We start from the raw sequence: 14,817 nt of genomic DNA, 5'->3' as shown, positions 1-14,817 counted from the left end.
TCCTTCTAAAGATGTGGTGGCAAGAGCGAAGAGGTCACACCTGTTCCCATGCCGAACACAGAAGTTAAGTTCTTCCGCGCCGATGGTAGTCGGGGTTACCCCCCGCAAGAGTAGGGCGCTGCCACATTGTCAGAAGCCCAGAGGCCACCCCCTCTGGGCTTCTTTTGTATAGGTACGATCTTTCGGTGCCTCCTGTGATTCAGTCTTATGATGCAGGGGTAGGGTATTTAGAGAAGTCGAAACTGGAAAGGCGGGGAGCAGGATGGAAGAATTCAAAGAATTTTTTTCGGGATTTATTGACGAAGACTTTGATATCTTTACGATCAGACTGGTGATTGCGCTGTTTCTTTCAGGACTGATAGGTTTTGAAAGAGAACTGAAACGGCACTCTGCCGGATTCCGTACCCACATACTTGTCGGTGTCGGAGCGTGTATTATGATGCTTTTATCCTTATACGGATTTGAAGAATATATCCAGAAATATGATAATATCCGTTTTGATCCTGCCCGCATTCCTTCTTACGTTATCAGCGGAATCGGCTTTCTTGGAGCAGGCACGATCATCGTAAACGGAAGCACCATCCGTGGGCTGACGACAGCCGCCTCCATCTGGACAGTTGCGGGAATCGGGCTGATTGTCGGAGCAGGCATGTACGACATTGCGGTACTGGCTACTTTTCTTGTCCTTCTCAGCCTCATCCTGTTGAATAATCTGGAAGAAAAATATCTCAGGCACGTAGCAAAAGGTGCTTATCACCTTACAGTGGCAGATCAGAAAGGGGTAAAGGAGATTTTTGCCCTGCTGGAACATCTTGAAGTTGAAATCGAAAAGGTGGAAATCAAAAAAGAAGATCATATCTATATGATTTTGAAATTATCAAAAACAAATACACTGGATGATCAAACGCTGATGGAAGAGTTGGGAAAACTCGACGGGGAAATTTCAGTAATCCACAGATTCTAAAAGCCTGCTGCCGGGCTTTTTTTTGTGAGAAGGAAATATGGTGATTTTCCGGCCAGATGCTTTTAATGGGAGGGTATTTAGGGAAAGGTTCTATTGCAAACAAAATAGTTGAATGCTTCATGATTTTGAGTATAATAAAATTATAGTCAAAGATAGTCAAAGTCAAAGGAAGGAGGAGGGCCATGCGGAATATATCTGACGTCATCGAAGAATATCTGAAACACATAATCCAGGATAACCCGCATCAGGTCATCGAAATAAAACGTAGTGATCTGGCTGAAAAATTTCAGTGTGTTCCTTCTCAAATTAATTATGTGATTAAGACCCGTTTTACTGTGGAAAAAGGGTATATAGTGGAAAGTAAAAGAGGCGGTGGCGGGTATATTCGCATCCGCCGTATTCAGCATCTGGATGAAGCCGACCTCATCGACGAAGTATTACTGCTCATTCAGCCGCAGGTATCCCAGGCGAGAGCCCTGGATATCGTGAAACGGCTGCTTGAAAATAAAGTGATTACGACGAGGGAGTCCGAACTTATTTTGAGCGTTATTGACAGAAATACGTTAGCTTTTCCATTACCCTTCCGTGATGAGATACGCTCAAGAGTAATGACGGCTATGTTATCGAAGCTTAAATATAAGTAGAGAAAGGAGTGTTCTTGTATGCAATGTCAGCGTTGTGAGAAGTATCCGGCTACTGTTCATCTGACCCAGGTAATCAACGGTGAAAAAAATGAAGTTCATTTGTGCGACTCCTGTGCCAAGGAACAGGGTTACATGAATCAGGAAGAAGAGAAGTTCTCTCTGAATGATTTGTTGTCCGGGCTTTTTCATATGGAAGGCAGCGGAAGTGCCGGCAAGTTATTTCAGGGGAATAAGCAGCAGCAGAAGGAAAGTCTTCAATGTTCCGGATGCGGTCTTACCTATCAGGAGTTCACGAAGGCCGGTAAATTCGGCTGTGCCACGTGCTATGAGACGTTCAATGAACGGCTGGACCCGATTCTGAAACGGGTGCACAGCGGAAATACGACACACCACGGCAAAGTTCCAAAACGAGCCGGCGGGGATCTGAACCTTCGAAAAGATATAGAGAAACACCGGGAAAAGCTTCATCAGCTTATCAATCAGGAAGAATTCGAGGAAGCTGCTAAAGTAAGAGATGAAATCAGAACGCTTGAAGAAGAATTGAACCAGGATAAAGGCGGTGATTCCTGATGTCTCTTGAGAAATTTATGAATGAGGCTATCAGTCCGTGGATGCGGCACGACGGACCGGATAGTGATATAGTACTGAGCAGCCGTATCCGGCTTGCAAGAAACTTTTCTTCCCAACCTTTTCCGACAGTAGCAAGAGGGGAACCACTGGAGGAGGTCCTTTCCTTCATGGATGAACATTTCACCGAGTGTTCTTTCCGTGAATACGAAGGGCTGCAGCTGGTGAAAATGGATGATCTTCAGCCGATAGAAAAAAGAGTGCTCGTGGAGAAGCATCTGGTCAGTCCCCATCTGATTGAAGACAGAGAAAATGCAGCTACCATTATCAGTGAAAATGAACAGGTATCGATTATGGTCAATGAGGAAGATCATCTTCGCATTCAGCTGTATTTCCCAGGTTTTCAGCTTGATAAAGCTTTGGAACAGGCCTCTCAGCTGGACGACTGGCTGGAAGAGAAAATAGATTACGCTTTTGACGAAGAGCGCGGATATTTGACCGCATGCCCGACAAACGTGGGAACAGGAATGAGGGCCTCTGTCATGATGCACCTGCCCGCTCTCGCTCTCACTAAACAGATTAATCGTATGACTCCGGCGATCAACCAGCTTGGTCTCGTCGTGCGGGGGATATACGGGGAAGGCAGTGAAGCGGTGGGAAATCTTTTTCAGATTTCAAACCAGATTACCCTGGGTAAATCCGAAGAAGACATCGTGGAAGATCTGCACAGCGTTGTGCAGCAGCTCATCGAGCAGGAACGCAAGGCAAGACAGACACTTATGAATCGTTCCCCGGTACAGCTGGAAGATCGCATTTATCGTTCTTATGGTACGCTCAGACACAGCCGGGTCATAACTTCCAAAGAAGCGGCAGGCTGTCTGTCGGATCTTCGTCTCGGTATTGATCTGGATTTTCTGAAAGATATACCGCGTACCATCTTAAATGAACTGATGGTACTGACTCAGCCCGGATTTCTCCAGCAGTATGCCGGAGAATCCCTGGATCCCGAAGAGCGGGATATCAAACGGGCGACTCTGATAAGGGAAAGAATAAATCTTGAAGATGATAACTAATGAGGGAGGTAACAAATTATGATGTTTGGCAGATTTACAGAAAGAGCACAAAAAGTACTTTCATTGTCCCAGGAAGAAGCCGTACGTCTCGGTCACAGTAACATCGGTACGGAGCACGTACTGTTAGGTCTCGTGAAAGAAGGCGAGGGTATCGCAGCGAAAGCGCTGACTGCGCTTGGACTGGAAGCTGAAACCATCCAGACGGAAGTGGAGAACCTGATCGGTGCAGGAGAACAGAAATCCCAGACTATCCACTATACTCCGCGCGCCAAGAAGGTGATTGAGCTTTCCATGGACGAAGCCCGCAAATTGGGACACTCTTACGTAGGAACGGAACATATTCTTCTCGGTCTGATCCGCGAAGGAGAAGGAGTGGCTGCACGAGTGCTTAACAATCTCGGTGTCAGTCTGAATAAAGCCCGCCAACAGGTACTTCAGCTGCTGGGCAACAATGAATCGACAGGCGGCCAGGGTCGTCGCGGCGGCAACCAGGGCGGCGCGGCTGCTCAGGGCAGCGGTCAAACCACCCCTACACTCGACTCCCTTGCCCAGGACCTGACTTCCGTCGCCAAAGAAGGAAACGTTGACCCGGTCATCGGTCGTAGTGAAGAAATTCAGCGTGTCATACAGGTATTGAGTCGTCGTACGAAAAACAACCCCGTACTCGTCGGGGAGCCGGGTGTCGGTAAAACTGCAGTTGCAGAAGGACTGGCCCAGCAGATCGTGGAAAACGAAGTACCTGAGATTCTGAGGGATAAACGCGTCATGACCCTCGATATGGGTACGATCGTCGCCGGTACTAAATACCGCGGAGAGTTTGAAGACCGTTTGAAAAAAGTGATGGAAGAGATTCGTCAGGCAGGGAATATCATTCTTTTCATTGACGAATTGCACACACTGATCGGGGCCGGCGGTGCAGAAGGGGCGATTGACGCCTCCAACATTCTGAAACCTTCTCTTGCGCGTGGGGATCTTCAGTGTATCGGTGCCACTACGCTGGATGAGTACCGGAAGTATATCGAAAAAGATGCTGCTCTGGAACGTCGTTTCCAGCCTATCCAGGTTGATGAACCTACGACGGAAGAATCCACACAGATCCTTCAGGGTCTGCGGGACCGTTATGAAGCACACCACAGAGTAACGATAACAGATGAAGCAATCGAATCAGCAGTCCGGTTTTCCGATCGTTATATCACAGATCGTTTCCTTCCGGATAAAGCTATCGATCTCATAGATGAGGCAGCTTCCAAAGTACGCCTCCGTTCCTATACGGCTCCACCTAACCTGAAAGAACTGGAACAGAAACTCGAAGAAGTCCGTAAAGAAAAAGATGCGGCTGTACAGAGTCAGGAATTTGAAAAAGCTGCTTCCCTTCGCGACGACGAACAGAAGTTACGCGAAGAGCTGGAAGAAACGCAGAAAAAATGGAAAGAAAAACAGGGACAGGAAGATTCCGAAGTGACTGTCGAAGATATAGCTTCCATCGTCTCTCTCTGGACCGGAGTTCCTGTGAAGAAAATGACTACGGAAGAAAGCGAACAGCTTCTTCATCTCGAGGATACACTTCACAACCGCGTCATCGGTCAGGAGGAAGCGGTAGATTCAGTGGCTAAGGCGATCCGCCGGGCCCGTGCGGGACTGAAAGATCCTAAACGTCCAATCGGTTCCTTTATATTCCTCGGACCGACCGGTGTAGGTAAGACCGAATTGGCCCGCGCTCTCGCTGAAAGCATGTTCGGTGAAGAGGATGCGATGATCCGTGTCGATATGTCCGAATATATGGAAAAACACAGCACGTCCCGTCTCGTAGGTTCCCCTCCGGGCTATGTCGGTTATGAAGAAGGCGGACAGTTAACGGAAAAAGTCCGTCAGAAACCATACTCCGTCGTGCTGCTGGACGAAGTGGAAAAAGCGCATCCGGATGTATTCAACGTACTGCTTCAGGTGCTTGAAGACGGTCGTCTGACGGACGGTAAAGGTCGCGTCGTAGATTTCCGGAACACTGTGCTTATTATGACTTCGAACGTCGGCGCCCAGGAACTGAAAGAAAATAAATACGTCGGGTTTTCCATGGGAGACCAGACTCAGGACCACAAAGATATGAAATCGAAAGTGACCGAAGAGCTTAAGAAAGCTTTCCGTCCTGAGTTCCTTAACCGTATCGATGAAACCATCGTCTTCCATGCTCTGGAGAGAAAACACATGAAAGACATTGTGACTCTCATGGCAGACCAGCTCAGAACCCGTCTGCTGGAGCAGGAAATCGACTTTACACTTTCGGATAAAGCAATCTCCCATATTGCCGAAGAAGGATTCGATCCGGAATATGGTGCGAGACCGCTTCGTCGTTCACTGCAGAAGAACGTAGAAGATCTGCTGTCCGAAGAGCTGTTGAAAGAGTCTATCCACAAAGGACAGAAAGTGCTCATCGATCTTGATGAAAACAATGAATTCGTAGTATCCACAGAAACTTCAGAAGCTTAAGTATGAATCGGAAGGCGTATGCCTTCCGATTTTTTCTTTATTCCCTCATAATTATACAAAGAGGAAGAAATAGCGGAAGGGACTGCATGTTTTTCCCCTGCGGACTCCGGGCTTTTATTCTGTAAGCGGTATTTGTAAAGTCCGGAGTGATTTTTAATGAAATTGAAACGGAGATGAAACTTATATATAAGAAATCCCGTATATAATATACAGTAAGGAGAGATGTAAGGTGGCGAAGAAGAAGACGATATTTGTCTGTCAGGAGTGTGGAAACGAATCTCCCAAATGGATGGGGAAGTGTCCGGCATGCGGACGCTGGAATACTTTCGTGGAGGAAACAGCGATTACAGGGAAGAATGATCGCCACACGTTTCAGGTCGACAAGGATAGCAGGTCGAAACCGGAGCGTATCACGTCTATCGCATTGAAAGAAGAATCGAGGATAGAGACGGCGATGCCGGAGTTTAACAGGGTGCTCGGCGGGGGTATTGTAGGAGGTTCGATGGTTTTAATAGGCGGAGATCCGGGTATTGGAAAATCGACCCTTTTACTTCAGGTCTCCTCTCAGTTAGCGGACAAGAACCTTCCCGTCCTGTACATTTCCGGTGAAGAATCGACGAAGCAGACGAAGCTTCGTGCAGACCGTTTAAACGTTACATCGGATCAGTTGTACATTCTCGCAGAAACGAACCTCGAGCATATCGTCGCACATATAGAGACGGTGCAGCCGAAATTTCTGGTGATCGACTCTATTCAGACGGTGTATAAGGAAGAGGTCACTTCCGCACCGGGAAGCGTTTCCCAGGTTCGTGAATGTACGAGTGAGCTGATGAGAATCGCCAAAACAAAAGGTATCCCCGTCTTCATCGTCGGGCACGTAACGAAAGAAGGATCCATCGCCGGCCCCCGTCTGCTCGAACATATGGTCGATGCCGTCCTTTATTTTGAAGGGGAGCAGCACAATACTTTCCGGATTGTCAGGAGCGTGAAGAACCGCTTCGGCGGCACGCATGAAATGGGGATCTTCGAAATGAAGGAATCGGGTCTCGAAGAAGTGTTGAATCCTTCGGAGATATTTCTCGAAGAACGATCCAAAGGTACAGCCGGGTCAACGGTAGTTGCATCGATGGAGGGAACGAGACCTGTGCTCGTGGAGATTCAGGCCCTCATTTCCCCCACGGCTTTCGGGAACCCGAGGAGAATGGCTACCGGGCTCGATCACAGCAGAGTACCTCTTCTTATGGCCGTACTGGAAAAAAGAGCAGGTCTGCTTCTGCAGAACTACGACGCGTACGTGAAAGTGGCTGGAGGCGTGAAGCTGGATGAACCGGCTATCGACCTCGGGGTCGCAGTGAGTATCGCTTCGAGTTTTCGTGATCAGGTGCCGAAAGCAACGGATATCCTTATCGGGGAAGTGGGACTTACCGGTGAGATCAGGCGCGTATCCCGTATTGAACAGAGAGTACAGGAAGCGGCCAAACTCGGGTTTTCCCGGGCGGTCATCCCTTCAAGAAACCTTGAAGGCTGGACTGTACCGGATGATATAGAAGTGATTGGTGTGGAAACGATCAAAGAAGCGATGGACGCAACCCTGGAGTAAGGGGTTGTGTTCCACGTGAAACATCGTTACACGACAGAGATGCAGTATTTTGAAAGAACTGTTTTTTAAAAGGAGGTGAAGAGAATGTTAAAACGTGTTGTACAGTTATCCCTTATTCTTACGGGAGGTACTATCGGATATTTGTATCTGCCGGAAGCATTTACAGCTTTCGGGTGGGAAATTGAACCTTGGCTTCAGCAGATCTTAGGAGCAGTAGCAGGTGCATTAATTCTATTCTTATTAACGTTCTGGTTAGTTTCCCCGATCGTAAGGTTTCTTAAATGGACAGAGGATGCACTGGTCAGGGCACCGGTGGGCGAGTTGTTATTCGGAAGTCTGGGACTCATTTTCGGGTTATTCGTGGCATATTTAATCAATACGATGCTTATCGACATTGAAATAAAGATCATCAGTCAGCTGCTTCCTATTTTCATAACTCTTCTGCTCGGGTACTACGGGTTTCAGATCGGGTACAAGAGGAAGGACGAATTTCTCAACCTTCTGACGATTGCGAGAAAAGAAAATACGTCGGAAAACAGGAAGAAAGAAGAAGCGGCATCTGTGGGGAAAAATGAACAGGCACCCCGGAAAAAAATCCTCGATACGAGTGTGATCATCGACGGAAGAATAGCCGATATATGTGAATCCAATTTTCTGGAGGGGACGCTGGTCATCCCGCACTTCGTTCTGGAAGAACTTCAGCACATTGCCGATTCTTCCGACGGACTGAAACGGAACAGAGGACGACGGGGTCTCGATATCCTGAATCGTCTGCAGCGGGACGTTCCTGTGAAAGTTGAAATGTATGAAGGGGACTTCGAGGAAATTCAGGAAGTCGACAGTAAACTGGTCAAACTGGCTAAAGTCATAGACGGTATCGTCGTCACCAATGATTTTAACCTGAATAAAGTATGCGAATTCCAGGGCGTGCAGGTACTCAACATCAATGATCTGGCGAATGCTGTGAAACCGGTAGTGCTCCCGGGAGAAGAAATGAAGGTGCACGTCATCAAAGACGGAAAAGAGCAGAATCAGGGAGTGGCGTATCTCGATGACGGAACGATGATCGTCGTCGAAGAAGGAAAAAGTTTTATCGGCGACACGATTGATGTGATCGTTACGAGCGTCCTTCAGACGTCAGCCGGCCGGATGATTTTCGCAAAACCTAAATCCCTTGAAAAAGCGCTGTAAAAAAGGTATAAACGAATAAGAGATTATAAAAGTGATAACATCGGGTTATCGCTTTTATTTTGGAATCGACACCCGGAGGATGGACATGACACATTATACAGCAGTAATCGTTGCAGCAGGCCAGGGAAAACGGATGAGAGCGGGAAAGAACAAGCAGTTTCTCATGATCGGGGACGACCCGTTAATCGTACACACGCTGAAAGTATTCACCCAGGACGTAACATGCAGAGAAATCATTCTGGTGACGAACGAGGCGGATGAAGCGGATATGCAGGAGTTGATAGAGACGTATCAGTTTCCGAAGATTCGCCTCATCCACGGCGGAGAGGAACGTCAGGACAGCGTTTATGAAGGTTTGAAAGCCGTCTCCGACCGGAAATTGCCAGTCCTCATCCATGACGGTGCCAGGCCCTTTGTTAAGGAAAGCAGCATCCGTCATCTCGTGGAGAAGATTGAAAAGGATGGGGCAGCTCTACTGGCTGTTCCGGTAACGGATACGGTTAAACAATGGAAAGACGGAAAACTGCAGACGCTGAACCGGGATGACTTATGGGCAGCACAGACACCTCAGGGTTTTCCGTACGAATTGATTAAGGAAGCTCACGAAAAGGCCCGGGCCCGAGGGTTTTATGCCACTGACGACGCGGCGCTCGCAGAAAGTTTCGACTATGACGTCTCCATCGTACGGGGAAGTTACGATAACATTAAAATAACGACTCCCGAAGATCTGCAAAAAGCGACGTCGTATGTAGAAAAGGGATGAAGGAGGCAATTTATCAAATGAGAATTGGTCAAGGATTCGATGTACATCAGCTGGCCGAGGGAAGAAAATGTATTATCGGCGGGGTGGAAATTCCGCACGAACAGGGACTTATCGGTCATTCGGATGCCGACGTACTGCTTCATGCCGTATCGGATGCCATCCTCGGAGCGCTCGGCAAGGGCGACATCGGGAAACATTTCCCGGACACGGATCCGGCTTTCAAGGATGCCGACTCGCGGGTATTGCTGCAGAAAGTATGGAAGATAGCAGAAAAAGAAGGCTACACTCTCGGTAATCTGGATGCGACGATTATCGCCCAGGCACCGAAGATGGCCCCTTACATCGACGATATAAGAAAGACGATCGCCGGTCTTTTGAAAGTGGAGGTCTCCCGGGTCAATGTAAAAGCGACAACCACCGAAAAGCTGGGCTTTCCGGGCCGGAAGGAAGGAATCGCCTCGCAGGCAGCCGTACTGTTGCAAAATAGTCAGCAATCTACGTAAAAAAATGATAAAATGATAAAAAGACGAACGGAGAAACAGGAGGGAAAAGCAGTATGACTAAAGAGGTGAGAGTAAGGTACGCACCGAGCCCGACCGGATACCTGCACATCGGGAACGCGCGGACTGCTCTATTCAACTATTTGTATGCCAAACATAACGACGGGACTTTCGTTATAAGAATCGAAGATACCGATGCGAAAAGGAACGTGGAAGGTGGAGAACAGAGTCAGCTCGATTTCCTGAAATGGCTCGGAATCGAGTGGGATGAAGGTGCCGGTCACGGTGGAGAGTACGGGCCGTACCACCAGATGCAGCGTCTTCACATCTATCAGCAGTACGTAGATGAACTTCTGGAGAAAGACCTCGCCTACAAGTGTTACGTTACGGCGGAAGAACTCGAGGAAGAAAGGGAAGCGCAGAGAGCCCGGGGCGAAGTCCCTAAATACTCGGGAGCTCACAGCAACCTTACTCAGGAAGAACGGGAACAGTTCGAAGCCGAGGGCAGAGAACCGAGTATCCGTTTACGCGTTCCGAAAGATAAAACGTATACGTTCACTGATATTGTGCGTGGCGACATCTCTTTTGATTCCAGCGATTTCGGTGACTGGGTAATCGTTAAGAAGAACGGTACACCTACGTACAACTTTGCCGTAGCCATCGACGACTACCTGATGAAAATTTCTCACGTGCTGCGCGGAGAAGAGCACATTTCCAACACACCAAAACAGATGATGGTATATGAGGCTTTCGGCTGGACCCCGCCTCAGTTCGGTCACATGACCCTGATTCTGAACGAAGAAAGGAAAAAGCTCAGTAAGCGTGATCAGCACATTCTTCAGTTCATCAGCCAGTACTACGAACGCGGCTATCTGCCGGACGCCCTGTTCAACTTTATTACACTTCTCGGCTGGTCCCCGGTAGGAGAAGAGGAAATATTCTCTCCTGAAAAACTGATTGAAATCTTTGATGAAGACCGTCTTTCCACTTCTCCGGCAGTATTCGACCCGGCGAAACTCAAGTGGATGAACAACCAGTACATTAAGAACCTCTCGTTTGAAGAAATACTGGAGCTTACGATTCCTCATCTTGAAAAAGACGGGAAGGTTTCGACGGACCGGTCTGCCGAGGATCAGAAATGGACGGAGGAACTGATCAGTCTGTATCAGCCTCAGTTGAATTACGGAGCGGAAATCACCGAGCTGACCGAACTGTTTTTCCGGGAAACGATCGATTATGATGAAAAAGCGATGGAAGTGCTCCGCGGAGAGCAGGTTCCGGAAGTGCTGGAGGCGTTCAAACGTAACCTTGAACAGCTCGAAGAATTCACTCCGGAAAATATTAAGCCGCAGATGAAAGCAGTTCAGAAGGAAACAGGTCACAAAGGCAAGAAACTGTTCATGCCGATCCGGGTAGCCACTACCGGGCAGACCCACGGCCCCGAGCTTCCGAACGCGATTCATCTCCTCGGATATGATACAGTGACAGCAAGACTTGAAAAAGCACTGGACGAATTGAAATAAAGAAAAAACCCTGACGGGGAGAAGTAGGGATATATCTCTTATCCAGAGAGAACCGGCACAGCTGAGAACGGTTTTAAGAGAATGTCCCGAAATGCACCCCTGAGTCTTCCGTCGAACCTGCAGTAGACGAAGCGGCACCTTCCCGTTATAGAAGTGAGAGGGAGGAACGGTCAGACTGTTCTTCCAAACAGAGTGGAACCACGCGGGAAGCGTCTCTGTGCTTAAAGGCACAGGGACGCTTTTTTCGACAGAAGAATTAGGATACGGATTCATAGAATAGTGCAAAGGAGGGAAATGATGGGGAAATTAAAAATGTTCAAAGAAGATGTAGAAGTGGTTTTTGATCAGGACCCTGCCGCCCGTTCTTACTGGGAAGTGATTCTTACCTATGCAGGTCTGCACGCCATCTGGTCTCACAGAATCGCCCACGGTCTCTACAAAAAGAAGTTCTTCTTTCTGGCGAGAGTCATTTCGCAGATCAGCCGTTTTTTCACCGGAATTGAAATTCACCCCGGAGCGACGATAGGGAGACGGTTTTTCATCGACCACGGTATGGGAGTGGTGGTCGGAGAGACTTGTGAAATCGGGAATAACGTCTCGATCTTCCAGGGAGTCACGCTCGGCGGTACAGGTAAGGAGAAAGGCAAGCGTCACCCCACTCTTGAAGATAACGTGCTTGTCGCTACCGGAGCCAAAGTGCTCGGCTCCATTACGATCGGCAAAAATTCGAAAGTCGGAGCCGGATCCGTCGTGCTTCATGAAGTGCCCGAGAATTCCACAGTAGTCGGAATACCGGGACGGGTCGTTATCCGGAACGGGGAAAAAGTGGAAGGGAAAAGGAAAGACCTGGACCACCACAAACTGCCGGACCCCGTCTACGATCGCCTGAATGAAATAGAGCAGGAAATCAAGGAGATGTGCGAAGAATTGAATATCGAGAGAAAAAGGAGTGAGGACCATGAGTATAAAGATTTATAATACGCTCACAAGACAGAAGGAAACGTTTGAACCGCTCGAAGAAGGCAAGGTGAAGATGTACGTCTGCGGCCCGACCGTATACAACTACATTCATATCGGAAACGCGCGCCCTGCGATCGTTTTCGATACTGTCCGCCGTTATTTTGAATACCGGGGTTATGAAGTGATCTATGTTCTGAACTTTACGGACGTGGATGACAAACTGATCAAAGCCGCCAATGAACTCGGAGAAGAAGTGCCGGCGATTGCGGACCGCTTTATTGAGGCTTACAAGGAAGATGTGGGTGCATTAGGTGTGAAAGAAGCGGTTCACCACCCGCGCGTCACCGAAAATATGGACGAAATTATAACGTTTATCGATAGTCTGATCAGCAAGGGGTACGCCTATGAAACAGAGGGCGACGTTTACTTCCGGACGCGTAAGTTTGACGAATACGGAAAACTTTCCCAGCAGCCGATCGACGAACTGCAGTCCGGCTCACGGATCGAAGTCGGTGAGAAGAAAGAGGACCCGCTCGACTTCGCTCTCTGGAAAGAAGCGAAGGATGGGGAAATCAGCTGGGAAAGCCCGTGGGGAACAGGACGTCCGGGCTGGCATATCGAATGCTCCACGATGGCGAAAAAATATCTTGGGGATACGATCGATATCCATGCCGGCGGGCAGGATCTCACTTTCCCTCACCACGAAAACGAAATTGCCCAGTCGGAAGCACATAATGAAACGGATTTTGCCCGTTACTGGATGCATAACGGATATATCAATATTGAGAATGAGAAAATGTCCAAGTCGCTCGGAAATTTCGTCCTGGCACATGATCTGGTTAAAAAGCACGATCCTCAGATGATCCGCTTTTTCATGCTTAGCGTACAATACCGCCATCCGATCAATTTCAGCGCGGAACTTCTTGAAAGTGCAAAAAGCGGGTTCGAACGCATCCGGAACGCTTATGAAAATGTGAAACACAGGAAGAAGACCAGCATGAGTCTTACGAATGACAAAGACGAGTGGATGGAGGAGACGGAGCGTCTGAGACAGTCTTTTATCAAAGAAATGGACGACGACTTCAATACCGCGAACGCCATCTCCGTTCTGTTTGACATAGCGAAATCCGCGAACCTGTACCAGCAGAAAGAACAGACGGATGAAGAGGTGCTGGAAGCTTACATCACGATTCTCGAAGACCTTACCGGAGTGCTCGGCCTTGAAATCGATGCTGCCGACGAGCTTCAGGATGAGGAAGTGGACGCAAAGATACAGGAGCGGGAACAGGCGAGAAAAGACCGGAATTTCGCCAGGGCCGACCAGCTTCGTGACGAGCTGAAAGAAAGAGGTATCGTGCTTGAGGATACACCGCAGGGGCCGAGGTGGAAAAGGGGATGAGCCGTATCATTAATGCTCATCAGATGAAAAGTCTGGCTCTCGCTTACATGGGGGACACTGTCCATGACCTTTACGTGCGGGAGCACCTGCTTCAAAAAGGGACCATACGCCCGCAGGAGCTGCATCAGACGGCCGTGCGATTCGTATCGGCAGGTGCACAGGCTCACGTTGCGAAAGGCTGGATGGAAGATGAAGCGCTTGACGAGCAGGAAGCGGATGTCTTCCGCCGGGGGAAAAACGCCAAGTCCGGCTCCATTCCGAAAAACACGGATGTCCGTACGTATCGTCTTGCGACGGCTTTTGAAGCTGTGCTTGGCTATCTTTATCTGGACGGGGACGAAGATCGGCTTTTTGAACTCGTCTCCGGCGCGATTACCACCATCGAAGAAAAGGAGGGGTTTAGATGAGCGGAGAATGGATTACAGGCAAAAACGCCGTGCTGGAAGCTTTGAAAGCGGAACGGCCTATTAATAAAATCTTCATTTCCGATCAGTTACAGCAGCAGGCGGCGAAAAAGTTCGAAGCGGCTGCGAAAAATAACAACATACTGGTGCAGCGGGTACCGAAACAGAAGATCGACCAACTGGTGGACGGAAACCATCAGGGGGTGGCTGCGTCCGTAGCGGCTTATGAGTACAGCGATATGGAAGACCTTTTCTCCCTGGCCGCCGAAAGAGGAGAAGAGCCGTTCTTTCTCATTCTCGACGAACTGGAAGACCCGCATAACTTAGGATCGATCCTCCGCACGGCGGATGCTTCCGGGGTACATGGAGTAATCATTCCGAAACGTCGCTCTGTCGGGCTGACGGCTGTCGTAGCCAAAACTTCCGCAGGAGCGGTCGAGCATGTGCCGGTCGTAAGAGTGACAAATCTGGCAAGAACCATCGATGAACTGAAGGAAAGGTTCGTCTGGGTCGTGGGCACTGCTGCGGACGGCGCCGAAGATTACCGCGACCTGGAGGGCACGCTTCCGCTGGCACTGGTGATCGGGAATGAAGGAAAAGGGATAAGTCGACTGACCAAAGAAAAATGCGACTGGCTCGTCCGTCTGCCGATGAACGGGCATGTCGAGTCGCTGAACGCTTCTGTTACCGCGTCTCTTCTGATGTATGAAGTGTACCGGAACCGTTACCCGGCAGGTAAATAAGC

At 48.9% G+C, this 14,817-nt stretch carries 14 protein-coding genes, 1 rRNA gene and 1 other annotated feature; all 15 genes read left to right on the top strand.

Going from position 1 to position 14,817, the window contains the following annotated elements:
* Positions 1-12 precede the first annotated feature (12 nt).
* The 15 genes from rrf to rlmB all read left to right on the top strand — a co-directional run bounded on the left by rrf (position 13) and on the right by rlmB (position 14,815).
* A 5S ribosomal RNA gene (gene rrf, locus CKW00_RS10120) occupies positions 13-127 on the top strand.
* Positions 128-262: 135 nt separating this feature from the next.
* A complete protein-coding gene (locus tag CKW00_RS10115) occupies positions 263-964 on the top strand; it encodes an MgtC/SapB family protein (protein WP_008592455.1) in 702 nt (233 codons plus the stop codon).
* A 182-nt stretch (positions 965-1,146) separates the two neighbouring features.
* Complete coding sequence (locus tag CKW00_RS10110) at positions 1,147-1,608, top strand: CtsR family transcriptional regulator (RefSeq protein WP_095822458.1); 462 nt, start codon at positions 1,147-1,149, stop codon at positions 1,606-1,608.
* A gap of 18 nt (positions 1,609-1,626) precedes the next feature.
* Complete coding sequence (locus tag CKW00_RS10105; RefSeq protein WP_095822457.1) at positions 1,627-2,178, top strand: UvrB/UvrC motif-containing protein; 552 nt, start codon at positions 1,627-1,629, stop codon at positions 2,176-2,178.
* Complete coding sequence (locus CKW00_RS10100; protein WP_095822456.1) at positions 2,178-3,248, top strand: protein arginine kinase; 1,071 nt, start codon at positions 2,178-2,180, stop codon at positions 3,246-3,248. The genes CKW00_RS10105 and CKW00_RS10100 overlap by 1 nt, the downstream gene beginning before the upstream one ends.
* 18 nt (positions 3,249-3,266) lie before the next feature.
* The gene (gene clpC / locus CKW00_RS10095; RefSeq protein WP_095822455.1) at positions 3,267-5,732 is read left to right on the top strand and encodes an ATP-dependent protease ATP-binding subunit ClpC; all 2,466 of its coding nucleotides are present in this window, start codon (positions 3,267-3,269) and stop codon (positions 5,730-5,732) included.
* A gap of 229 nt (positions 5,733-5,961) precedes the next feature.
* Positions 5,962-7,332: a DNA repair protein RadA gene (radA, locus tag CKW00_RS10090; RefSeq protein ID WP_095822454.1), complete on the top strand. Its 1,371-nt coding sequence runs from the start codon at positions 5,962-5,964 to the stop codon at positions 7,330-7,332.
* A gap of 84 nt (positions 7,333-7,416) precedes the next feature.
* Positions 7,417-8,523: a PIN/TRAM domain-containing protein gene (locus tag CKW00_RS10085; protein WP_095822453.1), complete on the top strand. Its 1,107-nt coding sequence runs from the start codon at positions 7,417-7,419 to the stop codon at positions 8,521-8,523.
* Positions 8,524-8,608: 85 nt separating this feature from the next.
* Positions 8,609-9,286 (top strand): 2-C-methyl-D-erythritol 4-phosphate cytidylyltransferase, encoded by a 678-nt coding sequence (gene ispD, locus CKW00_RS10080; RefSeq protein ID WP_095822452.1) that lies wholly within the window; start codon positions 8,609-8,611, stop codon positions 9,284-9,286.
* A 17-nt stretch (positions 9,287-9,303) separates the two neighbouring features.
* Entirely contained in the window at positions 9,304-9,789 is a 486-nt protein-coding gene (gene ispF / locus CKW00_RS10075; protein ID WP_095822451.1) for a 2-C-methyl-D-erythritol 2,4-cyclodiphosphate synthase, read from the top strand.
* A gap of 53 nt (positions 9,790-9,842) precedes the next feature.
* A complete protein-coding gene (gltX, locus tag CKW00_RS10070) occupies positions 9,843-11,309 on the top strand; it encodes a glutamate--tRNA ligase (RefSeq protein ID WP_095822450.1) in 1,467 nt (488 codons plus the stop codon).
* Position 11,310: 1 nt separating this feature from the next.
* Positions 11,311-11,529 (top strand) — a binding site (T-box leader).
* Between the two features lie 77 nt (positions 11,530-11,606).
* A complete protein-coding gene (cysE, locus tag CKW00_RS10065; protein ID WP_008592478.1) occupies positions 11,607-12,287 on the top strand; it encodes a serine O-acetyltransferase in 681 nt (226 codons plus the stop codon).
* Complete coding sequence (gene cysS / locus CKW00_RS10060; protein ID WP_095822449.1) at positions 12,268-13,668, top strand: cysteine--tRNA ligase; 1,401 nt, start codon at positions 12,268-12,270, stop codon at positions 13,666-13,668. Before cysE ends, cysS begins: the two co-directional genes overlap by 20 nt.
* Entirely contained in the window at positions 13,665-14,075 is a 411-nt protein-coding gene (locus tag CKW00_RS10055; RefSeq protein WP_095822448.1) for a Mini-ribonuclease 3, read from the top strand. Before cysS ends, CKW00_RS10055 begins: the two co-directional genes overlap by 4 nt.
* Positions 14,072-14,815 carry a 23S rRNA (guanosine(2251)-2'-O)-methyltransferase RlmB gene (gene rlmB / locus CKW00_RS10050; protein WP_095822447.1) on the top strand — a complete coding sequence of 248 codons (744 nt, stop codon included), beginning with the start codon at positions 14,072-14,074 and terminating at the stop codon, positions 14,813-14,815. Before CKW00_RS10055 ends, rlmB begins: the two co-directional genes overlap by 4 nt.
* Positions 14,816-14,817 lie beyond the last annotated feature (2 nt).

The organism is Salimicrobium humidisoli (assembly GCF_002295105.1).
Lineage (GTDB): Bacteria > Bacillota > Bacilli > Bacillales > Halobacillaceae > Salimicrobium > Salimicrobium humidisoli.
This window is presented reverse-complemented; position numbering and strand designations above follow the sequence as displayed.

Bases quoted from the DNA above. Each gene is read 5' to 3' on its own strand.
- rlmB (WP_095822447.1), top strand. From the start codon at position 14,072: ATGAGCGGAGAATGGATTACAGGCAAAAACGCCGTGCTGGAAGCTTTG.
- cysS (WP_095822449.1), top strand. From the start codon at position 12,268: ATGAGTATAAAGATTTATAATACGCTCACAAGACAGAAGGAAACGTTT.
- CKW00_RS10110 (WP_095822458.1), top strand. From the start codon at position 1,147: ATGCGGAATATATCTGACGTCATCGAAGAATATCTGAAACACATAATC.
- CKW00_RS10100 (WP_095822456.1), top strand. From the start codon at position 2,178: ATGTCTCTTGAGAAATTTATGAATGAGGCTATCAGTCCGTGGATGCGG.
- clpC (WP_095822455.1), top strand. From the start codon at position 3,267: ATGATGTTTGGCAGATTTACAGAAAGAGCACAAAAAGTACTTTCATTG.
- ispF (WP_095822451.1), top strand. From the start codon at position 9,304: ATGAGAATTGGTCAAGGATTCGATGTACATCAGCTGGCCGAGGGAAGA.
- CKW00_RS10085 (WP_095822453.1), top strand. From the start codon at position 7,417: ATGTTAAAACGTGTTGTACAGTTATCCCTTATTCTTACGGGAGGTACT.
- cysE (WP_008592478.1), top strand. From the start codon at position 11,607: ATGGGGAAATTAAAAATGTTCAAAGAAGATGTAGAAGTGGTTTTTGAT.
- gltX (WP_095822450.1), top strand. From the start codon at position 9,843: ATGACTAAAGAGGTGAGAGTAAGGTACGCACCGAGCCCGACCGGATAC.
- CKW00_RS10055 (WP_095822448.1), top strand. From the start codon at position 13,665: ATGAGCCGTATCATTAATGCTCATCAGATGAAAAGTCTGGCTCTCGCT.
- CKW00_RS10115 (WP_008592455.1), top strand. From the start codon at position 263: ATGGAAGAATTCAAAGAATTTTTTTCGGGATTTATTGACGAAGACTTT.
- ispD (WP_095822452.1), top strand. From the start codon at position 8,609: ATGACACATTATACAGCAGTAATCGTTGCAGCAGGCCAGGGAAAACGG.
- CKW00_RS10105 (WP_095822457.1), top strand. From the start codon at position 1,627: ATGCAATGTCAGCGTTGTGAGAAGTATCCGGCTACTGTTCATCTGACC.